This window comes from Streptomyces sp. NPDC021562 (assembly GCF_040640875.1).
GTDB lineage: Bacteria > Actinomycetota > Actinomycetes > Streptomycetales > Streptomycetaceae > Streptomyces.
Map to the genome: position 1 here is coordinate 301,529 of NZ_JBFACN010000008.1, position 23,677 is coordinate 325,205.

Annotated in this window: 15 protein-coding genes; 9 read left to right on the plus strand and 6 right to left on the minus strand. The window is 72.8% G+C overall.

Annotated elements, in window-relative coordinates; genetic code table 11:
• Positions 1 to 150 precede the first annotated feature (150 nt).
• A complete protein-coding gene (locus AB0G52_RS15470; protein ID WP_132889685.1) occupies positions 151 to 1,386 on the minus strand; it encodes an Ig-like domain-containing protein in 1,236 nt (411 codons plus the stop codon).
• Between the two features lie 305 nt (positions 1,387 to 1,691).
• Here AB0G52_RS15470 and glgX point away from each other — a divergent pair, with 305 nt between their 5' ends.
• Positions 1,692 to 3,860, plus strand: a complete 2,169-nt coding sequence (glgX, locus tag AB0G52_RS15475; protein WP_132889916.1) for a glycogen debranching protein GlgX — start codon at positions 1,692 to 1,694, stop codon at positions 3,858 to 3,860.
• 28 nt (positions 3,861 to 3,888) lie between these two features.
• Here the strand turns inward: glgX and AB0G52_RS15480 are convergent, their stop codons facing one another.
• From AB0G52_RS15480 to AB0G52_RS15495, 4 genes are read right to left on the minus strand one after another with little or no spacing between them, the layout of a single operon-like run.
• Complete coding sequence (locus tag AB0G52_RS15480) at positions 3,889 to 4,533, minus strand: response regulator transcription factor (protein WP_132889684.1); 645 nt, start codon at positions 4,531 to 4,533, stop codon at positions 3,889 to 3,891.
• On the minus strand, positions 4,523 to 5,788 hold the full coding sequence (locus AB0G52_RS15485; RefSeq protein WP_132889683.1) for a sensor histidine kinase: 1,266 nt from the start codon (positions 5,786 to 5,788) through the stop codon (positions 4,523 to 4,525). Before AB0G52_RS15485 ends, AB0G52_RS15480 begins: the two co-directional genes overlap by 11 nt.
• 26 nt (positions 5,789 to 5,814) lie before the next feature.
• Positions 5,815 to 6,549, minus strand: coding sequence for an ABC transporter permease (locus tag AB0G52_RS15490; RefSeq protein WP_361336795.1), 735 nt, complete (start codon positions 6,547 to 6,549; stop codon positions 5,815 to 5,817).
• Positions 6,546 to 7,454, minus strand: a complete 909-nt coding sequence (locus tag AB0G52_RS15495) for an ABC transporter ATP-binding protein (RefSeq protein ID WP_165939397.1) — start codon at positions 7,452 to 7,454, stop codon at positions 6,546 to 6,548. The genes AB0G52_RS15490 and AB0G52_RS15495 overlap by 4 nt, the downstream gene beginning before the upstream one ends.
• 192 nt (positions 7,455 to 7,646) lie before the next feature.
• On the opposite strand from AB0G52_RS15495, the gene AB0G52_RS15500 reads away from it, so the two are divergent.
• The 7 genes from AB0G52_RS15500 to AB0G52_RS15530 all read left to right on the plus strand — a co-directional run bounded on the left by AB0G52_RS15500 (position 7,647) and on the right by AB0G52_RS15530 (position 19,814).
• Positions 7,647 to 9,551 (plus strand): ABC transporter ATP-binding protein, encoded by a 1,905-nt coding sequence (locus tag AB0G52_RS15500; RefSeq protein ID WP_132889680.1) that lies wholly within the window; start codon positions 7,647 to 7,649, stop codon positions 9,549 to 9,551.
• Positions 9,548 to 11,407, plus strand: coding sequence for an ABC transporter ATP-binding protein (locus AB0G52_RS15505; protein ID WP_132889679.1), 1,860 nt, complete (start codon positions 9,548 to 9,550; stop codon positions 11,405 to 11,407). The genes AB0G52_RS15500 and AB0G52_RS15505 overlap by 4 nt, the downstream gene beginning before the upstream one ends.
• Before the next feature lie 22 nt (positions 11,408 to 11,429).
• On the plus strand, positions 11,430 to 13,259 hold the full coding sequence (locus tag AB0G52_RS15510) for an ABC transporter ATP-binding protein (protein WP_361336797.1): 1,830 nt from the start codon (positions 11,430 to 11,432) through the stop codon (positions 13,257 to 13,259).
• Positions 13,256 to 14,998 carry an ABC transporter ATP-binding protein gene (locus tag AB0G52_RS15515; protein WP_361336799.1) on the plus strand — a complete coding sequence of 581 codons (1,743 nt, stop codon included), beginning with the start codon at positions 13,256 to 13,258 and terminating at the stop codon, positions 14,996 to 14,998. The genes AB0G52_RS15510 and AB0G52_RS15515 overlap by 4 nt, the downstream gene beginning before the upstream one ends.
• 297 nt (positions 14,999 to 15,295) lie before the next feature.
• A complete protein-coding gene (locus AB0G52_RS15520; RefSeq protein ID WP_361336801.1) occupies positions 15,296 to 17,332 on the plus strand; it encodes a M4 family metallopeptidase in 2,037 nt (678 codons plus the stop codon).
• Positions 17,333 to 17,584: 252 nt separating this feature from the next.
• Entirely contained in the window at positions 17,585 to 19,228 is a 1,644-nt protein-coding gene (locus AB0G52_RS15525) for a M4 family metallopeptidase (protein WP_132889675.1), read from the plus strand.
• Between the two features lie 70 nt (positions 19,229 to 19,298).
• The gene (locus tag AB0G52_RS15530) at positions 19,299 to 19,814 is read left to right on the plus strand and encodes a DUF1990 domain-containing protein (protein WP_132889674.1); all 516 of its coding nucleotides are present in this window, start codon (positions 19,299 to 19,301) and stop codon (positions 19,812 to 19,814) included.
• An 88-nt stretch (positions 19,815 to 19,902) separates the two neighbouring features.
• On the opposite strand, the gene AB0G52_RS15535 is transcribed toward AB0G52_RS15530, so the two are convergent.
• Positions 19,903 to 22,527 (minus strand): glycosyltransferase family 1 protein, encoded by a 2,625-nt coding sequence (locus AB0G52_RS15535; RefSeq protein ID WP_132889673.1) that lies wholly within the window; start codon positions 22,525 to 22,527, stop codon positions 19,903 to 19,905.
• Between the two features lie 440 nt (positions 22,528 to 22,967).
• Here AB0G52_RS15535 and AB0G52_RS15540 point away from each other — a divergent pair.
• Positions 22,968 to 23,677: maltotransferase domain-containing protein (locus tag AB0G52_RS15540; RefSeq protein ID WP_361336804.1), on the plus strand; the 710-nt coding region annotated here is incomplete at its 3' end.

Genomic DNA, 23,677 nt, shown 5'->3' on the forward strand with positions numbered 1-23,677 from the left:
TCCCCTCCCAGGACCTGGTCACAGGCCCACCCCGGCGCGTTCAGCGCGCGCATTGGCGCATAGTAACCGCAGGGTTTTGAGCTTGGTGTTGGGCGAATGTCACCGTTGCGTCGCAACTTCCGCCCCCACCACCGGCCCGGTTCCCCCCGGTCAGCCGGCCGCGCCGCCCGCCTTCCACTCCTTCCAGCCCATGTTCCACCCGCCGAGACCGTTGTCGGCGGCGACCGTCCTGTCGTTGCTGTTGACGACCTCGACCACGTCCCCGACCAGGCTGCGGTCGTAGAACCAGCCCGCGGGCGTCTGGGAGCTGCCGCCCTTCACGTCGCGCAGGCCCACGCAGCCGTGGCTGACGTTGACGTGCCCCGGGGCGTCCGGCGCCCAGTAGTTGCCGTGCAGGAAGGTGCCGGAGTCGGTGAGTTTGAGGGCGTGCGGGACGTCCGGGATGTCGTACTCGCCGCCGAAGCCGACCGTGCGGCTGTTCATGCGGGTGACCTCGTGCATCTCCATCACCACCATCTTCCCGTTGTAGGTGGTGTGCGCGGGCGCGCCCGCGGTGATCGGCACGGTGGCGAGCAGCTCGCCGTCGCGGCGGACCTCCATGGTGTGCCTGGCCGCGTCGACGAGGGAGACCTGACTGCGGCCGACGGTGAAGGTGAACGTCTTGTACTGCAGGCCGTAGACGCCCCGGGCCGCCTCGACGTCACGGAGCCTCAGGTCGACGGTGACGACCGTGCCGGGCTGCCAGTAGTGCTCGGGGCGGAAGTCGAGGCGGTTCTTGCCGAACCAGTGCGGGCGGACCTCGACGGCGGGTCGGGCGGTGACCCGCACGGCGCGTTCGACGGCGGCGCGGTTGTCGATGTCGCGGCTGAACGCGAGCGACACGATCATCCCGGTGCCCACGGTGGCGCGGTTCTCCGGGGTGACGTACCCGATGAAGCGTTCGTCGGGGACGAGCGTGGTGAAGGTGGTGTGGCGGGCGGAGCGGCGTCCCGAACCGTCCAGGGCGACCGCGTCCACCGTGTACTTGGCGGCGAGCGCGAGCTTCGGATCGTCGGGCCGCCAGGTCGTGCCGTCGTCGGCGACGTGCCCCGGCACCGGGAAGTCCTGGGCGTCCTGGGACCTGACGACGCTCACCGACTCCAGACGGCCGCCGGGCACCCGTACGGTCAGCCCCGCGCCGGGGCGTACCGCCTTGGTGCCGTCGTCCGGGGAGATCCGGATGACGTCCTCGGGGGCCGGTGGCGCGCCCCCGAGGACGTGGTCGACGCCCAGTGGGGCCTTGTCGCCGACGGAACAGCCGGCGGCGCCCGCCAGCAGTCCCGCCCATGTCAGTACCGCGGCCAGCGCGGCCCCCGCGCGCCGTGCGCGCCCTTGTGCATGCGTCACGTGCCGCTAACGATCGGGCATGCCCCGGGGAAACGTGAGTGCGACGCCGGCACTGGGCAGAACAGAGGGAAGGACGACGAGCTGGGGAGCCGCCGGGCCCGTGGACGAGCCGCCGCGGGCGGGTCCGTGGCGAGCGGCCGGCCGTGCCCGGGACCGGGAGCCCGGGTGCGGCCGGCCGCCCGGACGCGGGTTCGGTGCGCCCCGGGGGTCGGCGAGCCGCGAAACAAAAAAGGGGCCGACACGTGACGAGCGCAGCCGAGCAGCAGGGAGCACGGGCGCGGGCCCCGCGGGCGGACGCCCCCGCGGTGAACGGGACGCCGCTGCCCGTCCCGTCCGCGTGGCCGGGGGCCTCGACACCGCTGGGCGCCCGGTTCCGGGTCGGTCCCGACGGGGTGGCGGGCACCAACTTCGCGCTGTGGGCGGCCGGGGCGGAGGCGGTCCGGCTGTGCCTCTTCGACGAGCGGGGGCGGGAGACCCAGATCCGGCTGACCGAACTCACGCACGAGATCTGGCACGGGTTCGTGCCCGGTGTGCTGCCGGGGCAGCGGTACGGCTACCGGGTGGACGGCCGCTGGGACCCGTGGACGGGCGCCCGGTGGAACCCGGCGAAGCTGCTCCTGGACCCGTACGCGCGGGCGGTGGACGGCGAGTTCGCGCTGCCGCCCGAGGTGTACGGGCACGTCCGGGACTGGCCCGACCAGCAGGTCGCCGACACGGTCCGCGACGACCGGGACTCGGCGCCGTACGTCCCCAAGGGCGTGGTCGTCCACGACGACGACGACTGGTCCGACGACCGCCGCCCGAAGACGCCGTGGGCGGACTCCGTCATCTACGAGCTGCACGTGCGCGGCTTCACCCGGCTGCACCCGGGCATACCCGAGGAACTGCGCGGCACCTACGCGGGCCTCGCGCACCCGGCGGCGGTCGAGCACCTCGTGAAGCTGGGGGTGACGGCCGTGGAACTGCTGCCCGTCCACCAGTTCGCCCACGAGGACCACCTGCTCGGGCGCGGCCTGCGGAACTACTGGGGCTACAACTCCATCGGCTACTTCGCCCCGCACGCGGCCTACGCGGCCTCCGGTACGACGGGACAGCAGGTCGGCGAGTTCAAGCGGATGGTGCGGGCGCTGCACGCGGCCGGCATCGAGGTCGTCCTCGACGTGGTCTACAACCACACCGCGGAGGCGGGCGAGCTGGGTCCGACGCTGTCCCTCAAGGGCATCGACAACCGGGGTTACTACCGGCTCCAGGACGACGCCCGCCGCTTCGCCGACTACACCGGCTGCGGCAACACCCTGCACGTGGTGCGGCCGCACGTGCTGCGCCTGATCACCGACTCGCTGCGCTACTGGGTCACCGAGATGGGCGTGGACGGCTTCCGCTTCGACCTGGCGGCGGCGCTGGCCCGCTCGATGCACGACGTCGACATGCTCTCCCCGTTCCTGGCCGTCATCGCCCAGGACCCGGTGCTGCGCCGGGTGAAGCTGATCGCCGAACCCTGGGACGTGGGCTCCGGCGGCTACCAGGTGGGCGCCTTCCCGCCGTTGTGGACCGAGTGGAACGACCGCTACCGGGACGCGGTCCGGGACTTCTGGCGCGGCGCCCTCCCCGACGTCCACGACCTCGGCTACCGCCTGTCCGGCTCCAGCGACCTCTACGCCTGGGGCGGGCGCCGCCCGTACGCCTCCGTCAACTTCGTCACCGCGCACGACGGGTACACGCTGCGCGACCTGGTGTCGTACGAGTCCAAGCACAACGAGGCCAACGGCGAGGACAACCGGGACGGCTCGGGGGACAACCGCTCCTGGAACTGCGGGGTGGAGGGCGAGACCGAGGACCGGGCCGTACGGGCGCTGCGCAGGCGGCAGTTGCGGAACCTGCTGACCACGCTGCTGCTGTCGACGGGCGTCCCGATGCTGGTCGCCGGTGACGAGCTGGGCCGCACCCAGCGCGGCAACAACAACGCCTACTGCCAGGACAACGAGATCAGCTGGCTGGACTGGAGCCTGCTGGACGATCCCGAGTGGCGGCCGCTGTTCGACCTGACCGCCCGCCTCATCCGGCTCCGCCACCGCCACCCGGTGCTGCGCCGCCGCGCCTTCTTCTCCGGACGCGCGCACTCGGCGGACGGACTGCGCGACCTGGCCTGGTTCACGGCCCGCGGCACCGAGATGACGGAGGGCGACTGGTACGCGCCGGCCGCCACGCTCGGCATGTACCTCTCCGGGCGGGACATCCCCGGGCGCGACGAGCGCGGGGCGCCGGTCGTGGACGACAGCTTCCTGACCGTCCTGCACGCCGGTGACCGGCCGGTGGAGTTCCTGTTGCCGGGGCCGCCGTGGGCGGAACGCTACGAGGTGCTCGTGGACACCGCACGGGAGGAGCAGCACGAGGCGCCCGGGGCGGTGCACCGGGCGGGGACGTCGGTCACGGTGCCGGCCCGGTCGGTCCTGCTGCTCAGGGTGGCCGGCTGAACCGCCCCGGCCTCTCAGGGCTGTGTCGCTAGCCGAGGATGCCCCGCTGGTAGGCCGTCGCGACCGCGGCCGCGCGGTCGTTGACGCCCAGTTTGGTGTACAGGTGGGTGAGGTGGGTCTTCACCGTGGCCTCGCTGATGAAGAGTTCGCGGGCGATCTCGCGGTTGGAGGTGCCCCGGGCGACCAGGGCCAGCACCTCGCGTTCGCGGGCGGAGAGCGGTTCGTTGCCGGGGGCGCCGGGGGCGCGGACGGCGGAGACCAGCCGGGAGGCGACGGCCGGGGAGAGCACGGTACGGCCCTGGGCGGCCGCCCGGACGGCGGTGAACAGCTCCTCGCGCGGGGCGTCCTTGAGGAGGTAGCCGGTCGCGCCCGCCTCGATCGCGGGCAGGGTGTCGGTGTCGGTGTCGTACGTGGTGACGACGAGGACCCGGGCGCGGGCGCCCCGCCGGGTCAGTTCGCGGATGGCGTCGACCCCGCCGCCGCCCGGCATCCGCAGGTCCATGAGGACGACGTCCGGGTCGAGGGCGGTGGTGAGGGCGACGGCCTCGCCGCCGTTCGACGCCTCGCCGAGGACCGTGAAGCCGGGCGCGGACTCGAACATGCCGCGCAGGCCGTCGCGGACGACGGGGTGGTCGTCGACGATCAGCAGGGAGATCGAGGGGTCAGCTGTCATGACGGACCAACGGTACGCGTGCCGACAGGGCCGTGCCGAGCCCCGGTTCGGACTCCACGGTCAGAGTGCCCGCGATGCGTTCGGCGCGGGCCCGCATCCCGTCGAGGCCGAAGCCGCCGGCGCGGCTGCGGACGGGCACGGCGAGCAGGTCGAAGCCGGTGCCGTCGTCGCGGATGTCGAGGATGACCTCGTCGCCCAGGTAGGAGAGGGTGACCCCGACCCGGGCCGCGCGTGCGTGCCGGGCCGCGTTGGACAGGGCCTCCTGGACGATGCGCAGGAGGGTGGCCGCGACCTCGCCGTGCAGCTGCTCGGCGGTGCCGGTGAGGGTGAACTCGGCGCGCACACCGGTCCGTTCGCCCCATTCGGCGACCGTCTTGCGCAGCGCCTCCGGCAGGCCGTCGTGCTCCAGGGCGACCGGGGCGAGGTTGTGCACGGACCGGCGGGCCTCGCCCAGGCTGTGCCGGGCGAGGGCCAGGGCGCGCGCCGTGTGGTCACCGGCCGTCTCCGGGTCGGGGGTGTTGAGGACGACCTGGAGCTGGGCGATGATCCCGGCCAGGCCCTGGGCGAGGGTGTCGTGGATCTCGGCGGCCAGCCGCCGCCGTTCGTCGGCGACCCCGGCCTCCCGTGCCTGGACGAGGAGCTGGGCGTGCAGCGCCGCGTTCTCGTCGAGGGCCTGCTGGAGGGCGGTGTTGGTGCGCTCCAGTTCGGCGATGGTCTCGGTGCGCTCGTGCGAGCGCCGCCGCTCCTGTTCGTCGAGGTGGGCGACGACCAGTTGCAGGCCGGAGTTGGCGACCAGCAGCGGGATGAAGAGGAGCCACTGGACCACGCCGGACAGCGGCAGCCCGCCGGCCTGCGCGCCGGCCACGGTGACCGCGCTGGCGAACAGGCCGAACCGCTGCCATCTGGGCGGCAGCGTCTCGTCGGCGTCCATGTAGCCGGCGGCGGCGTAGAACGCGAAGAACGGGTTGAGCCAGGTGAGGACGAAGGCGAGGGCCCAGCGCACGGCGTAGTAGGCGGTTCCGGCCCGGGACGGCGTACGGCCGCGACCGGGACGGCGCACCCGGGTGCCGTGCCACCAGAGCTGGAGGGCGAGCGCGGCACCGACCAGGGACCAGGCCGTGTACCACGTGGCCGGCGCGGTGCCCGGGTCCGCGGAGGCCACCCCCAGGACGACGCCGACGCCGAGCAGCCCGTACGGCCCCCAGGTGTGCAACTGCTCCCAGCGCCGGTCGATCTGGCCGTCCACCGTGGTCATGTCGCCAGTCTGCACGGCCTGTCCGCCTACTCCCAGCGGAACCAGCGAGCCGCGCCCGCCGTGAGCAGCACCGCCCAGAGCGCGAGCACCCCCAGGTGGTCCCAGCCCGGCCAGTGTCCGGCGGCGGCCTGGTCCAGGGCGCGGGCCGCCGCGCCGAAGGGGGTCAGCTGGACCACCCGGGCCATGGTGTGCGGCATCTCCCGCACCGGGATCCACACCCCCGCGCAGAACATCATCGGGAAGAACACCGCCGAGCCGATCGCGCTCGCGATCTTCGTGGTGCGGGACAGCGCCGAGACGACGGAGCCGAGGGCGAGGGCGGCCGCCGCCGCGAGCAGCAGCGCCAGCAGGTAGCCGCCGGGCTGCTTCGGCAGCCGGACGTCGAAGGCGAGCCTGCCGACGAGGAGCGCGAGCAGCGCCGAGCCCAGCGCGACCGTGCCCTGCACCGCCATCTGCGCGGACAGCAGCGCCGAGGGCTGGACGGGCGTGAGCCGCATCCGGCGCAGGATGCCCCGCTCGCGGTAGCCGGTGAGCGCCTGCGGCAGGGTCTGCACCCCGGACATGATCAGGGCGATCAGCACGGCGATGGGCACGTACGCGTCGACGGGCCGCAGCCCGCCCAGCGCGGAGTCGGTGTTCCGGAACGAGGGGATGGAGCCGAGGATCACCAGGAGCAGGGTCGGGAACAGGAACACCCAGAAGACGGCGCCGGGTTCCCGGCAGAACAGGCGGAACTCGGTGCGCAGGACGGCGGTGTTCATACCGCTTCCTCCTTCGTCAGGTCGAGGAAGGCGTCGTCGAGGGTCGCGTCCACGACGCGCAGCTGGTGGGCGGTGACGCGGTGGCGGGCGAGCAGGGTGATGACGGCGTTCACGGTCTCGTCGGTGCCGGCCAGCGTGATCCGGCCGTCCTTGCGTTCGACGGAGGCGAGCGCCGGGAGGGCGGCGAGGTCGTGGTCGTCCAGCGGGGCGGACGGGGTGAAGCTGATGACGGTGGCCCCGGCGCTGCGGCGGATCAGCCCGGCCGGGGTGTCCAGGGCGGCCACCCTGCCCTTGTCGATCACCGCGATCCGGTCGCAGAGCCGCTGCGCCTCCTCCATGAAGTGGGTGACGAGCAGCACGGTGACGCCACGGTCCCGGACGTCCTCGATCAGCGCCCAGGTGTCGCGCCGGGCGCGCGGGTCGAGTCCGGTGGTGAGCTCGTCGAGGACGACGACACGCGGGCTGCCGATCAACGCCAGGGCGATGAACAGGCGTTGCCGCTGGCCGCCGGAGAGCCTGCCGAACCGGGTGGTGAGCTTCGGGGTGAGCCCGAGGCGCTCGGCGAGGGGCCGCCAGTCGGCCGGACCCGGGTGGAAGGAGGCGTACAGGTCGAGGGCCTCGCGGACGGTGAGCTTCGGCTGGAGTTCGCTCTGCTGGAGCTGGGCGCCCAGGACCCGGGTGACCTCCTCGTGCTCGGCGACGGGGTCGAGCCCGGCGACCCGGACCCGGCCGCCGTCCGGCACCCGCAGCCCCTCCACGCACTCGACGGTGGTGGTCTTGCCGGCACCGTTCGGACCGAGGATCCCGAAGATCTCCCCCTCCTCGACGGCGAATCCCACCCCGTCCACGACGGCACGGCCGCCGTAGGACTTCCGCAGATCTGTCACTTCGATGACGGTTGGCATGCTCCGAGGGTCCCGTCCGGCCCGGGTCCGCCGCATCGGCCGCCCCGCTCGACCCGGCATCGACCGATCGGCTGATGCGGTCCCTCCGGTCGTACGACCGCTCGAACGCCCTGGTCGTAGGTCCTACGGCGGAGCGCGGTCCGGCCAAAACTCGGTGGGCGTTGTCAGTGCCGATCCGTAGGCTCGCCCCTGATGCCTCCGACACGTGCAACCACCGAGGACCGGTCCGCCGTCCGTACCCTGCTGCGCCTGTGGCCCTACGTACGGCCGGTGCGGATGCGCCTGTTCACCGCCGCCTTCGTGGCGATCGTCGCCTCCTGTACGGGGCTCGTGATCCCCCTCGTCCTCAAGTGGATCGTGGACGGTCCGGTGGCCGACCGCGACCCGGCCGGGGTGTGGCTCGGCGCGCTGTACCTGCTGCTGCTCGGACTGGCGGAGGCGCTGCTCTTCGGGTTGCGCCGCTGGCTGGTCGCCAGACCCCTCTCCCACGTCGAGGCGTCGATGCGGGCCGGCCTCTACGCCCGTCTCCAGCGGCTGCCGATCGCCTTCCACGACCGGTGGGCCTCCGGCCAGTTGCTGTCCCGGGCCACCACCGACCTCATGCTGCTCCGCATGTTCCTCGCCTTCCCGCTGACCTTCCTGCTGGTCAACGGGGTGACCATCCTCGTCGGCGTGGTGATCATGCTGGTGCAGGACTGGACGCTGGGGCTGGTCGTCCTGCTGCCGACGATCCCGGTCGTCTGGACGTGCGTGCTCTTCGAGAAGCGGTACGCGACGGTGGCCCGGCTCGCCCAGGACCAGGTCGGCGACCTGACGACGGTGGTCGAGGAGAGCGTGCTCGGCATCCGCATCATCAAGGGCTTCGGCCGCCACCGCAGTCAGGCACGCGCGTTCCGCGACCTGGTCCGCACCCTGCGGGGCACGGAGCTGCGCAAGGCGCGGATGCTGGCGACGATCTGGGGCGTCATCGTGACGCTGCCGGAGGTGGCCGTCGGGGCGGCCCTGCTGTGGGGTTCGGTGCAGGTCGCGGAGGGCGACCTGAGCGCCGGGACCCTGGTGGCGTTCCTGTCGACGGCACTGGCGCTGAGATGGCCGGTGGAGTCGATCGGGTTCCTGCTCGCGATGAGCCAGGAAGCGGTGACGGCGACGGAGCGGTACTTCGAGGTGCGGGACGCGGTGGAGGAGGACGCCGGTTCGTTGTCGCGTGCGGGTGCGTGGGGGCTGAGCGCGCAGTTCCCCGCGCCCCTACGGGGCGCTCCGCAACCGGCCCCCGGACAGCGCCCCGTAAGGGGCGCGGGGAACGGCGCGAACAGCCACGACGGCGCCGCACCCGACAACGGACCGGCCCCCGAACCCGACGGCATCCGCTTCGAGAACGTGCGCTTCCGTTACCCCGACGCCGCCCCCGACGCCACGCCCACACTCGACCTCGTCGACCTCCACATCCGCCCCGGCGAGTCCATGGCCCTCGTCGGCGCCACCGGCAGCGGCAAGACCACGCTCACCGCGCTCGTCCCCCGCCTGCACGAGGTCACCTCCGGGCGGATCACCCTCGACGGCCGGGACATCACCGCCATGCCCCGCGAGGAACTCCGTTCCCTGGTCGCCGTGGCCTTCGAGGAACCCACCCTGTTCTCCGCCTCCGTCGGCGAGAACGTGCTGATGGGAGCCGGGGACGGCGCGGGCGAACCCGAGCTGGCACGGGCCCTCGCCGTCGCGCAGGCCGACTTCGTGCACGCCCTCCCGCAGGGCACCGGCACCCAGGTGGGCGAGCAGGGCCTCAGCCTCTCGGGCGGCCAGCGCCAGCGCCTCGCGCTCGCCCGGGCGGTCGTCGGCCGCCCGCGGTTCCTCGTCCTCGACGACCCGCTGTCCGCCCTCGACGTCCACACGGAGGCCGCGGTGGAGGCCGCCCTGCGCGAGGTCCTCGCCGACACCACCGCACTGATCGTCGCCCACCGTCCCTCCACCGTCCTGCTCGCCGACCGCGTCGCCCTGCTCTCCGGCGGCCGTGTCACCGCCGTCGGCACCCACCACGAACTGCTGCGCGACAACGCGGAGTACGCCCACCTGATGTCCGGGGAGGATCACCGCCGATGACCGCCGCCACCTCCCTGCCCGCCTCCGACGAGGACGACGAACTGCCCGGCCGGCCCTCCCGGGACGGCGACCCCTTCGACCGGGACGTCCTGCCCACCCCGCCCGGCGCCACGGCCGACCTGCTCCGCTCGCTCCTCGCCCCCATGAAGGCGCGGGTCGCCGTCGCCACCCTGCTCCTGCTGCTCCAGCAGGCCGCGGTGCAGGCCGGACCCCTGCTGGTGGCGTACGCCATCGACCGGGCCGTACCGGCGTTCCGGCACCACGACCACGGCCCGCTGATCGCGGTCGCGGCCGGGTACGGCCTGTGCGCGCTGCTCTCCGGCGGCCTCCAGTTCGCGTTCATCGAGGCGTCCGCGCGGGTCAGCCAGGACGTGCTGCTCGACCTGCGGGGCCGCATCTTCCGGCACGCCCAGGCGCTGAGCGTCGACTTCCACGAGCGGTACACGTCCGGCCGGCTCATCTCCCGCTCCACCACGGACGTCGAGTCGCTGCGCGAGCTGCTGAACGAGGGGCTCCAGGAGCTGATCACGGTCATCCTCTCCTTCGTCTACATCTCGGCGATGCTGCTCTGGCTGGACGCGGGCCTCGGCGCGGTCGCCGTCGCCTCCTTCGTGCCGCTGTACCTGCTGGTGCGGCTCTACCAGCGGCGGGCCGTCCAGGTGTACAAGGCGCGCTCAACGGCGATCGCGGCGGTGATCGTGAAGTTCGTGGAGACGATGAACGGCATCCGCCCGGTGCGCGCGTTCCGCCGGGAGGCCGCCAACGACGCCGAGTTCGCCGTGCTGAACCGCCGCCACGAGCGCACCAACGGCGACGCGCTCCTGGAGATGGCCCGCTACGTGGTCGGCTCCCGGCTGGTCGCGAACACCGCGGTCGCGGCGATCGTGCTGTGGGGCGCCTACCGGGTGGCGTCCGGCTCGCTGGAACTGGGCGTCCTGGCCGCCGCCGTGCTCTATCTGCGGCGGCTGTACGACCCGATCGACCGCCTCGGCATGTTCCTCAACTCGTACCAGTCGGCGGCGGCCTCGCTGGAGAAGATCGCGGGCCTGCTGGCCCAGACCCCGTCGGTCCCGGAGCCCCCGGTGCCGCGGGAGCTGCCCCCGCCGGCGACCGACCTGCCGGGTCGCGAGGTCGTCTTCGACGGCGTCCGGTTCGCCTACCGCACCGGCGGCGAGGTGCTCCCCCGTTTCGACCTCACCCTCCCCGCCGGACAGACGGTCGCGGTGGTCGGCTCCACCGGCGCCGGCAAGTCGACCCTCGCCAAGCTCCTCGCCCGTTTCTACGACCCGTCCGAGGGCCGGGTCCTCCTGGACGGCGTGGACCTGCGCGAACTGAGCGTGCCGGAACTGCGGCGCGGGGTGGTGATGGTCACCCAGGAGGCGTTCCTGTTCTCCGGCACGGTCGCCGACAACATCGCGATCGGCCGGCCGGACGCCACCCGTGAGGAGATCGAGCAGGCGGCGAAGGCGATCGGCGCGCACGAGTTCGTCGCGGCCCTGCCCGACGGCTACGACACGGACGTCCGCAAGCGCGGCGGGCGCATTTCGGCGGGGCAGCGCCAACTGGTCGCGTTCGCACGCGCCTTGCTCGCCGACCCGGCGGTGCTGATCCTCGACGAGGCGACCAGTTCGCTGGACGTCCCCGGGGAGCGGGCCGTGCAGCGGGCGATGGGGACCGTGCTCAGGGGCCGTACGGCGGTGGTGATCGCGCACCGGCTGTCCACCGTGGAGATCGCCGACCGGGTGCTGGTGATGGAGCACGGCCGGATCGTCGAGGACGGCCGCCCGGCCGACCTCGTCGCCGGGACCGGCAGGTTCGCGGATCTGCACCGGGCGTGGCGGGACAGTCTGGCTTGACCGACGGATCGGGGGCTCGCAGGTGATCGACGCGTACGAGGATCCGGGCACGCCCGACACGCGCGGCGGCTGGTACTACCTGTGGTGGCTGGTGCGCGCCCAGCCGGGCCGGTCGCTGGCCGGGGCGCTGCTGGGCAGTGTCTGGCTGACGCTGATGGCCGCGACGCCGTACCTGATGGCGCGCGCCGTCGACGACGGCCTGGTGCCCGGCCGGACGGCGGTGCTGGCCGGCTGGACGGCGGCGATCTTCCTGCTCGGGGCGGTGAACGCGTGGATCAGCATCCTGCGCCACCGCACGATGACCCGGGTGCGGATGGACGCCAACTTCCGCACGGTCAAGGTGGTCGTCGGGCACGCGGTCCGGCTCGGGGCCGAACTGCCGCGCCGGGCCGGGGCCGGCGAGGTCGTCACGATCGGCGTCGGCGACGTGGGGACCATCGCCCAGGCGCTCACCATGGTCGGCCCCGGGGTGGGCGCGATCGTGGTGTACGCGGTGGTGGCGGGACTGCTGATGACGGTCTCGCCGCTGCTGACGGGCGTGGTGCTGCTCGGGGTGCCGGTGGTGGTCCTGCTCGCGGGCCCGCTGACCCGGCGGCTCCAGGGCAGGGAGACGGAGTACCGGGAACGCCAGAGCATCCTCACGGCCCGCATCGGCGACCTCGCGGGCGGCCTGCGCGTCCTCAACGGCCTGGGCGGCAAGGGCCTGTTCGCGGACGCCTTCCGCCGCGACTCCCAGCACCTGCGTGCCCAGGGGTACCGGGTGGGCGCGGTCGCCAGTTGGGTCCAGGCGCTGGGCGTCGGCCTGCCCACGGTGTACCTGGCGGTGGTCACCTGGATCGCGGCCCGGATGACCGCCGAGGGTGACATCACCGTGGGCCAGCTGGTCTCGGTGTACGGCTATGTCGCGGTCCTGGTCGGTCCGGTCGCGTTCTTCCTGGACATGGGCTACCAGCTGAGCCGGGGCGTGGTGGCCGCCCGCCGGGTCGTACGCCTGCTGCGCCTGGAGCCGGACCGGACCGAGGCGACCGCCCAGGCCCCGGCCGCCCCGGCCGAGCTGCACGACCCGGAGTCGGGGGTACGGGTGCGCCCGGGCCGCCTGACGGCCCTGGTGGGCGCGAACGCCACCGAGACGACGACGGTGATCGACCGCCTGGGCAGGTACACCCCGTCCGACGTGACCTGGGGAGGAACCCGCCTGGACACGGTCCCCCTCCCGGAGGTCCGCACCCGCATCCTGGTGGCCGACAACGAGGCAGACCTGTTCGCAGGCCCCCTGAGCACTGTCATCTCCGCAAGCGCCAACGCGCCCCGAAGGGGCGCGGGGAACTGCGCGGCAAGCCCCCACGCACCCGCACCCGCCCATGCGCACAGCAGCCCACCCCCTGACGCGCCCCTCACCGCGGCCCTCCACACCGCGGCGGCCGACGACATCGTCCGGTCCCTCCCCCACGGCCTCGACTCCCCCCTCACCGCCCAGGCCCGCAACCTCTCCGGCGGCCAACGCCAACGCGTCCGCCTCGCCCGGGCGTTGCTGGCCGACCCGGAGGTCCTCATCGCCGTGGAGCCCACCTCCGCCCTGGACGCCCACACCGAGTCCCTCGTGGCCCGGCGCCTGCGCGCCGCCCGCGCCGGCCGCACCACCCTCCTCACCACCACGTCCCCGCTGCTGCTGGCCCACGCCGACGAGGTGATCCACCTGGTCGACGGCAAGGTGGCCGCCACCGGCACCCACGAGGAACTGCTGGAGTACGCACCCGGCTACCGCGCTCTCGTGGCCCGGGACATGGAGGAGACGCAACAGACGCAAGAGACGGAAGCGACGGAAGCGACGCAAGAGGGGGTCGTCAGGTGACGACAGGCCACCTGCCGGTCGCCGGCCGGCCCGAGGTCCGCCGCGCCACCCTCCGCCTGGTGAAGGCGGACCGCGCGGCCTTCACCGCCGCCCTCGCGCTGAACGCCCTGGCCGCCGCCACCGGCCTCGCGGGTCCCTGGCTGGTCGGCCGGATCGTGGACGCGGTACGGGCCGGGCGCGGGGTCGGCGCCGTGGACCAGCTGGCCCGCTGGATCGTGCTCTGCGCCCTCGCCCAGCTGCTGCTGGCCCGTTTCGCCCGCTACCTGGGCCACCGGTTCGGCGAGCGGACCCTCGCCCGGGTCCGCGAGGAGTTCGTGGACCGGGCGCTGGCACTGCCCGCGTCGGTCGTGGAGCGGGCCGGCACCGGCGACCTGACCGCACGCGGCACCGGCGACGTGGCCACCGTCGGCACCACCCTGCGGGACGTCGGACCCGAACTGCTGGTCTGCTCGGTGCAGGCGCTGTTCGTGATGGGCGCGGTCTTCGTCCTGGATCCGGTGCTCGCGCTGCTCGGGGTGGCCGGGCTGACCCCGGTGTGGATCGCGCTGCGCTGGTACCTGCGCCGGGCCCGGGACGGCTATCTCGCCGAGGGCGCGACCACCTCGGGGGTGGCGGAGACCGTCACGGCGACGGTGGCGGGAGCCCGTACCGTGGAGGCGTTCCGGCTCCAGGAGCAGCGGATCAGGGCGAGCCGGGACGCGCTGGAGGCCAACCGGAAGGCCCGCTTCTACACCTTGTACCTGCGGTCCGTCTTCTTCCCCGCGGTCGAGGTGTCCTACACCGTGCCGGTGGCGGGGGTGCTGCTGCTGGGCGGGCTGCTGCACGCGGGTGTGGGGGTGGTGGTGTCGGCGGCGCTGTATCTGCGGCAGTTCACGGAACCGCTGGACCAGATCCTGATGCGGGTGGAGCAACTCCAGTCCAGCGGCGCCTCGTTCGCCCGGGTGGAGGGGCTGGCGCAGGCGCCCCGGGCGGTCGCGGAGGACGGGGCGCGGGCCCCGGCGGACGACCGGATCGACGTGCGCGGGGTGCGGTACGCCTACGAGCGGGGCGGCGAGGTGCTGCGCGGGGTGGACCTGACGGTGCGGCCCGGGGAGCGACTCGCGGTGGTCGGTCCTTCCGGGGCCGGGAAGACGACGCTGAGCCGGCTGCTGGCGGGCGTGGACGCGCCCGGCGCGGGCACGGTGACCGTGGGCGGGGTGCCGATCGCCGGTCTGGCACCGGAGCTGCTGCGCCGCCAGGTCGTCCTCGTCACCCAGGAACACCATGTCTTCCTCGGCACGGTCCGGGACAACCTCCTGATCGCCGAACCCGGCGCGGACGACGCGGCCCTCTGGTCGGCGCTGGCGGCCGTCGGCGCCGACCGCTGGGTCCGCGCGCTCCCCGAGGGCCTCGACACCGTGCTCGGCACGGGTGGCCGTGCCGTCGACGGGTCCCAGGCCCAGCAGCTCGCGCTCGCCCGGGTGGTGCTGGCCGACCCGCACACGCTGATCCTGGACGAGGCGACCGCGCTGCTCGACCCCGCGACCGCCCGGCACACCGAGCGCGCCCTGGCGGCCGTGCTGGCGGGCCGTACGGTCATCGCCGTCGCCCACCGGCTGGGCACCGCGCACGACGCCGACCGGGTGGCGGTGATGGAGGGCGGCCTGCTCACCGAACTCGGCACGCACGACGAGCTGGTGGCGGCGGGCGGCGCGTACGCCGCGCTGTGGGCGACCTGGCACGGCGACCGGACGGCGTAGCCGCGGCCTCCCCTCCTGTCGGCCGCCGTAAACATTCCGCATATCGAACATGAACATCCGGTCAACGGACGATTTCCGGCCAACTTCCTGACGCGGTCCTGACAGACGACGTTTTCTGCTGCCACTCTTCCCACGGCCGACTCACAGCAACCCCACAGCGTCACCCTTCGAGGCTGCTGAGTCCGGCACTGCACGCGCACATGGTTCCGCGTTCCGCCGAGTTCTGCCCGGACCGCCCACCCGTGGCCCGGATCTCCCCTGGCCGCGCGACCCGCGGCCACGCAGAAGGAGTCAGTGTTGAGAAGCAGTTCCTCTCGCAGACGCACCCCCCACCGCACCGCCGTAGTGGCCCTCGCCGGCGTCGGCGCCCTGATCGCCGTCGCCGTCCAGTCGGGTGCGGCCAGCGCCGCCCCGGCCGCACCGCACCCCGGCCGGATCAACCCGGCCCACACGGCCGTCAGGCTGTCCCCCTCGCAGCGCGCCGAGCTGCTCCGGGACGCGAGCGCCGAGCGGGCCGCCACCGCCAGGTCGATAGGCCTCGGCGCGCAGGAGAAGCTGGTCGTCAAGGACGTCGTCAAGGACGCCGACGGCACGCTGCACACCCGTTACGAGCGCACCTACGCGGGTCTGCCCGTGCTCGGCGGCGACCTGATCGTCGACACCGCGAAGTCGGGCGCCACCGAGCGCGTCGTCAAGGCGAACAACGCCACGCTCAAGGTCGCCGACCTCACGCCGGCCAGGAGCGCGGCGAGCGCCGAGAAGTCGGCCCTCACGGCCGCCAGGGCCCTCGGTTCCACCAAGTCCGCGGCCGACGGCGCCCGCAAGGTGATCTGGGCCGGCTCCGGCACCCCCGTCCTCGCCTACGAGACGGTCGTCGGCGGCTTCCAGGACGACGGCACCCCGAACCAGCTGCACGTCATCACCGACGCCACCACCGGCAAGAAGCTCTTCGAGTACCAGGGCGTCGAGAACGTCACCGGCACCGGCAACACCCAGTACAGCGGGACGGTGTCGCTGTCGACGACCCAGTCGGGCTCGACGTACAACCTGACCGACGGCGACCGCGGCGGCCACAAGACGTACAACCTGAACCACGGGACGTCGGGCACCGGCACGCTGTTCTCGCAGTCGAGCAACACGTGGGGCAACGGGACGACGTCGAACGCCGCCACCGCGGGCGCCGACGCCCACTACGGTGCCGCCGAGACCTGGGACTTCTACAAGAACACGTTCGGGCGCAGCGGCATCAAGAACAACGGCGTCGGCGCCTACTCGCGCGTGCACTACGGCAACTCGTACGTGAACGCGTTCTGGGACGACAGCTGCTTCTGCATGACCTACGGCGACGGCTCCGGCAACGCGGACCCGCTGACCGCCCTCGACGTGGCGGGCCACGAGATGAGCCACGGCGTCACCTCGAACACCGCCGGCCTCAACTACAGCGGCGAGTCCGGCGGCCTGAACGAGGCCACCTCCGACATCATGGGCACCGGCGTCGAGTTCTACGCCAACAACTCCACCGACGTCGGCGACTACCTCATCGGCGAGAAGATCGACATCAACGGCGACGGCACCCCGCTGCGCTACATGGACAAGCCGAGCAAGGACGGCTCGTCCAAGGACAGCTGGTACTCGGGGCTCGGCAACCTGGACGTGCACTACTCGTCCGGTCCCGCCAACCACTTCTTCTACCTGCTGAGCGAGGGCAGCGGCGCCAAGGTCATCAACGGCGTCAGCTACAACTCGCCCACCGCGGACGGGCTCCCGGTCACCGGCATCGGCCGGGACAAGGCGCTGCAGATCTGGTACCGCGCGCTCACCACCAAGTTCACCTCGACCACCAACTACGCGAGCGCCCGCACCGGCACCCTCGCGGCGGCCGGTGAGCTGTACGGCACCACGAGCGCCGAGTACAAGGCGGTGCAGGACGCCTGGGCGGCCGTCGCGGTCGGCGCGCGCTCCGGCGGCGGCGGGGGCGGCACGGGCACCTCGTACGAGAGCAACACCGTCGTGTCGATCCCGGACAACGGGCCCGCCGTCACCTCGTCGATCACGGTCTCCGGCCGCACCGGGAACGCGCCGAGCAACCTCCAGGTGACGCCGAACATCAGCCACACCTGGCGCGGCGACCTGGTGATCGACCTCATCGGCCCGTCCGGGACGTCGTACCGGCTGAAGAACTTCAGCTCGTCCGACTCGGCGGACGACGTGACGGACACCTACACGGTGAACGCCTCGTCGGAACCGGCCAATGGGACCTGGCAGCTGAGGGTCCAGGACCAGGCCGCACAGGACACCGGGAAGATCAACAGCTGGAAGCTGACCTTCCCGTAAACCGCAGGACACAGGCGTGAGTACGGGGTGCCGCCGGAGGGTTCGACTCCGTTCGACGGCACCCCGGTTACATGCCCGCAACGTTCACCGAACACCTGCTTTTCGGCCAACATCACTTCAGGGTCCTGACATGTACGCGACCCGGATGTCACTCTTCCTTCACCCGCCGCACAGCACAGCAACTTCACCACCCCACAGTCGGGCCGGTGACCCCACTCCGGCCCGGACTCCCCACATCATGAAGGAGCTTGAGTGAGCCCCCTCTACGCGCGTCGCAAGCGCACCACTCTGGCCGTCGCCACCGCTGTCGCCGCCGGCGCCCTGCTCACCACGGGCCTGACCACCAACGCCACCGCCGCCGCCAAGCAGCCGCTGGCCGCCGCGCCCACCCTCCTCTCCAACTCCGCCCGCACCGCCCTGATCCAGAAGGCGCAGGCGAACGTCGCCGAGACCGCCCAGGAGATAGGTCTCGGCGCCAAGGAGAAGCTGGTCGTCAAGGACGTCGTGAAGGACGTCGACGGCACCGTCCACACGCGCTACGAGCGCACCTACGCGGGCCTGCCCGTGCTCGGCGGCGACCTGGTCGTGCACACCTCGAAGACCGGCAAGTCCGAAGGCGTCACCCGGGCGACCAAGGCGGCCATCAAGGTGGCCTCGCTCAAGCCGGGGATCTCCACCGCCAAGGCGGAGAAGGCCGCGCTCACCGTCGCCAGGTCGCTGGGCTCCGCCAAGCCCGCGGCCGACGGCGCCCGCAAGGTGATCTGGGCCGGCTCCGGCACCCCCGTCCTCGCCTACGAGACGGTCGTCGGCGGCTTCCAGGACGACGGCACCCCCAACCAGCTGCACGTCATCACCGACGCCACCACCGGCAAGAAGCTCTTCGAGTACCAGGGCATCGAGAACGCCACCGGCACCGGCAAGACCCTGTACTCGGGCACGGTCAGCCTCACCACCACGCTGTCGGGTTCGACGTACTCGCTGACCGACGCCTCGCGCGGCAGCCACAAGACGTACAACCTGAAGCACGGCACCTCGGGCACCGGCACCCTGTTCACCAACACCACCAACACGTGGGGCACCGGCACCGCCTCCAGCTCCAGCACCGACGTGACCGCGGCCGCCGACGCCGCCTACGGCGCGCAGGAGACCTGGGACTTCTACAAGGACACCTTCGGCCGCAGCGGTATCAAGAACAACGGCGTCGGCGCCTACTCCCGCGTCCACTACAGCAGCAACTACGTCAACGCCTTCTGGGACGACAGCTGCTTCTGCATGACCTACGGCGACGGTGACGGCAACACGCACCCGCTGACCTCGCTGGACGTGGCCGGCCACGAGATGAGCCACGGTGTCACCTCGAACACCGCCGGCCTCAACTACAGCGGTGAGTCCGGCGGCCTGAACGAGGCCACCTCGGACATCTTCGGCACCGGTGTCGAGTTCTACGCCAACAACGCCTCCGACCCGGGCGACTACCTCATCGGCGAGAAGATCGACATCAACGGCGACGGCACCCCGCTGCGCTACATGGACAAGCCCAGCAAGGACGGCGGTTCGGCCGACTACTGGTCGTCCTCGGTCAAGAACCTGGACGTGCACTACTCGTCCGGCGTCGCGAACCACTTCTTCTACCTGCTGTCCGAGGGCAGCGGCTCGAAGACGATCAACGGGGTGTCCTACAACTCCCCGACGTACAACGGCTCCACGGTCACCGGCATCGGCCGGGCCAAGGCGCTGCAGATCTGGTACAAGGCGCTGACGACGTACTTCACGTCGACCACCAACTACAAGTCGGCGCGCACCGGCACGCTCTCCGCGGCGGCCGCCCTGTACGGCTCGGGCAGCACCGAGTACAACGCGGTGGCGGCGGCCTGGACGGCCGTCAACGTGTCGTGACCGGATAGTTGTGCATCGGGCGGGCCCCGGGACCCAGGCGTCCCCGGGGCCCGCCCTACCCTTGTCTCCCATGTCCTTCACCTACGACGCGGTGGGCGCGACCCGTGAGAACCTCGCCGCCTGCCCGCCGGGCTTCCACCCGCTTCACGTGCGCACGCGCATAGGCGAGGGGCGCGAAGTCTTCCAGCGCGCCGCCGAGGCCGTCCTCACCTGGGAACTCCACCGCGCGCTGGGCGTCGGCATCGACACCGCCGCCGACCGGGCGGCCCCCGGCGCGGACGTCACGGTCACCCTGGGCGGCCTCGTCAGGGCGCCCTGCCGGATCGTCTGGACCCTGGACGAGTCCCGCCGCGCGGGCTGGGCCTACGGCACCCTCACCGGCCACCCCGAGTCCGGCGAGGAGGCCTTCGTGGTCGACCGCACCGGCGACGGCACGGTGTGGCTGACGGTCGCGGCCTTCAGCAGACCGGCCAAGTGGTACACCAGGGCGGCCGGCCCGGCGGCCCGGGGACTGCAGCACGCGTACGCCCGCAGGTGCGGAGCGGTCCTGCGCCGCCTGTGCGCGGACCCGCAAGCGGAGTTCTGACAGCCAAGGGCGGGACGGCCGGGACGGCCCGGAGAAGACCGGGACGGCCGGGGAGGCTTCGTCCGCCCTCGGCGTGTCGGGAGCGCGGTCAGCGCAGCAGTACCCCGGCCCCCTCCGCGGCGCTCTCCGAAGGAACCGTCACCAGGCCCAGCTCGGCGCCGGAGGCGAGCAACCGGTGGGACGGCAGGATGCGGACCGTGTAGCCGTAGGGGCCGGTGCGGTCCAGGGACAACGGGCCCTCGTAGGTCCAGTTGCCCTCCAGGTCGGGGCCCCCGGTCGGCTTCAGCGGGACCGTCGCCGCGTCCGTGATGCGGTCCTCGGGGTCGACGCGGCCGGAGACGGCCTGGACCTCCACGTCGTCGGGGGTGAGTTCGCCCAGCCGGACGCGGACGCGCAGCGCGAGGGTGGTGCCCAGTTCGGCGGTGGCCGGGGCCGCGGTGGTCGCCACGTGGTCGACCGTCACCCCGTGCCAGGCCGTCCGCACCCGGTCCTTCCAGCCGGACAGCTCGCGGGCCGCGTCCGCGGTCATGGACCGGTGGGCGTGGGCCGCCGGGGTGTACAGGCGGTCCACGTACTCGCGGACCATCCGCCCGGCCAGCACCTTGGGGCCGAGGAGGGTGAGGGTCTGGCGGACCATCTCGATCCAGCGGTCGGGCAGACCGGTGCGGCCACGCTCGTAGAACCGCGGGGTGACGCGCTGCTCCAGGAGGTCGTAAAGGGCGTCCGCCTCGATGTCGTCGCGGCGCTCGGGGTCGGTGCCGGCGCCGTCCGCGGTCGGGATCGCCCAGCCGAAGTCCGGCTGGAACCATTCGTCCCACCAGCCGTCCAGGACCGAGAGGTTCAGTCCCCCGTTGAGGGCCGCCTTCATCCCGCTCGTCCCGCACGCCTCCAGGGGGCGCAGCGGGTTGTTGAGCCAGATGTCGCACCCCGGCAGCAGCTTCTGGGCCATCGCCATGCCGTAGTCGGGCAGGAAGACGATCCGGCGGCGCACCCGCGGGTCGTCGGTGAACCGGACCAGCTCCTGCACCAGCCGCTTGCCGCCGTCGTCCGCCGGGTGCGCCTTCCCGGCCACCACGATCTGGATCGGGCGCTCCGGGTGCAGCAGCAGGTCCATCAGCCGGTCCCGGTCGCGCAGCATGAGCGTGAGCCGCTTGTACGACGGGACGCGGCGCGCGAACCCGATGGTGAGGACGTCCGGGTCGAGGGCCTGGTCGATCCAGCCCAGCTCGGCGGTGCCGGCCCCGCGCTGCCGCCAGGAGGCCCGCAGCCGCTCCCGCACCTCCAGCACCAGTTGCTCCCGCAGCGTGCGGCGCAGCTCCCAGATCTCCTGGTCGGCGATGTCGGCGATGGCGTCCCAGCGTTCCGGGCCGCCCACGGTCAGCGCCTCCTCGGTCCGCCGGTCACCGAGCTGCCGGGCCCCCAGCCGCACCACCTCGGGGGCCACCCAGGTCGGGGCGTGCACCCCGTTCGTCACGGAGGTGATCGGCACCTCGTCGGGGTCGAATCCCGGCCAGAGTCCGGCGAACATCTCCCGGCTGACGTTGCCGTGCAGCAGCGAGACCCCGTTGGCCCGCTGGGCGAGCCGCAGCCCCATCACGGCCATGTTGAACAGGTTGGGCTCGCCGCCGGGGTAGGTCTCCATGCCGAGCCGCAGGACGTGCTCGACGTCGATGCCCGGGAGTTCGGCGTCGGCGCCGAAGTGGCGGGCGACCAGCTCCCGGTCGAAGCGGTCGATGCCGGCCGGGACGGGGGTGTGGGTGGTGAAGACGGTGCCGGCCCGGACCGCCTCCAGTGCCGCGTCGAAGTCCAGTCCGGAGGCGACGAGTTCGGCGATGCGCTCCAGGCCGAGGAAACCGGCGTGCCCCTCGTTGGTGTGGAAGACCTCCGGTGCGGCGTGCCCGGTGAGCCGGCAGTACGTGCGTACGGCGCGGACGCCGCCTATGCCGAGCAGCATCTCCTGGAGCAGCCGGTGTTCGCTGCCGCCGCCGTAGAGCCGGTCGGTGACCCCGCGTTCGCCGAGGTCGTTCTCCTCGACGTCGGAGTCCAGCATCAGCAGCGGCACCCTGCCCACCTGGGCCAGCCAGATCCGGGCGCGCAGCAGCCGGCCGCCGGGCAGCGCGAGGGAGACCTGCGCCGGGGTGCCGTCGGCCTCCTTGAGCAGCGCCACGGGCAGTTCGTGGGGGTCGAGGACGGGATAGTGCTCCTGCTGCCAGCCGTCCCGGGACAGGGTCTGCCGGAAGTAGCCGTGCCGGTACAGCAGGCCGACACCGATCAGCGGCACCCCCAGGTCGCTGGCCGACTTGAGGTGGTCGCCCGCCAGGATGCCGAGGCCGCCGGAGTACTGGGGCAGCGCCGCAGTGATGCCGAACTCGGGTGAGAAGTAGGCGACGGCGGCCGGGAGTCCGGCGGACTCGGGCCGTGACTGGTACCAGCGGTCGCCGGTCAGGTAGTCGCCCAGGTCGTCGGCGACGGCGGTCAGCCGGCGCAGGAAGCGGCGGTCGCCGGCCAGCTCGGCGAGGCGCGCGGGGGGCACGCTGCCGAGCAGCCGCACCGGGTCGCCCTCCGAGGCGGCCCAGCGCTCGGGGTCGACGGACTGGAAGAGATCACGTGTCTCGGCGTGCCAGGACCAGCGCAGGTTGCGGGCCAGGTCGCTGAGGGGGCGCAGGGGTTCGGGGAGAACGGGACGGACGGTGAACCGACGGATCGCCTTCACATTCCACCTCGTGCGTTCGCGGTGAGAGCCGTACGGCGCTGTGCGGCTCGCGTCTGTCACGACGGTACCGGTGCCGGGGGTGGTGCCGGGGGCCGCCGCCCCGGACCGGTACCGCGGTGTGAACGGCGTCCACGCCCGGTACGGGGCGGAATCGAGCCATACTTCGGCCGTGTGCCGAACGGTCCGGCGCCGCGGCCTGATTGCGGAAGCGGCGAGCGGGCAGGTGTCCGGAACAGGAGGGCTCCTGTGTGCAGACATACGGCTGAGTAGTTAACAAAGTGCCGGATTGCCCACCCGAATAGGGTGGGAAGGCTCCTCCGGTACACCCCACGGACACAGGACGGATACCCAGCACAGGTAGACCCTTCAGGTACACGCAGGACCCACCTCCCCACCACCCATCCGCCCACACCAGCACGTTGCCGCGGACAGGAGCGGTCATGCCCGCCAAGCACCACTCGCCAGTACCCGTCGGTCCCCGGGCGTCGGCGCCCCCGGCACCCCGCACGTCGTCCGGCGCGCCACCCCCCGCGGAGGCGGTCACCGCCGTCGGCCGCATACCCGTCCTCGACGTCCGTCCGCTGGTCCAGCAGGGGCGCCGGCCGGCCAAGGCGGTCGTCGGGGAGTCGTTCGAGGTCACCGCGACCGTCTTCCGCGAGGGCCATGACGCGGTCGCCGCGAACGTCGTACTGAAGGACCCGAAGGGCCGCCCGGGCCCCTGGACCCCGATGCGGGAGCTGGCCCCCGGCACCGACCGCTGGGGCGCCACCGTCACCGTCGAGGGCAAACCGGGCCGTTGGACCTACCAGGTCGAGGCGTGGGGGGACCCGGTCGCCACCTGGCGCCGGAACGCCGGGATCAAGATCCCGGCGGGCATCGACACCGAGCTGGTCCTGGCGGAGGGCGCCGCGCTCCACGAACGTGCCGCCGCGGGGGTACCGAAGGCCAGGAAACGGGAGGTCCTGCTCGCCGCCGCGGCCGCCCTGCGCGACGAGGAACGGCCCGCCCCCTGGCGGCTGGCCGCCGCCCTCACCCCCGAGGTCGACAAGGTGCTGGCCCGCTTCCCGCTGCGGGAGCTGGTGACCGCCTCCGAGCCGCTGCCGCTGCTCGTCGAGCGCGAACGGGCCCTGTTCGGCTCGTGGTACGAGTT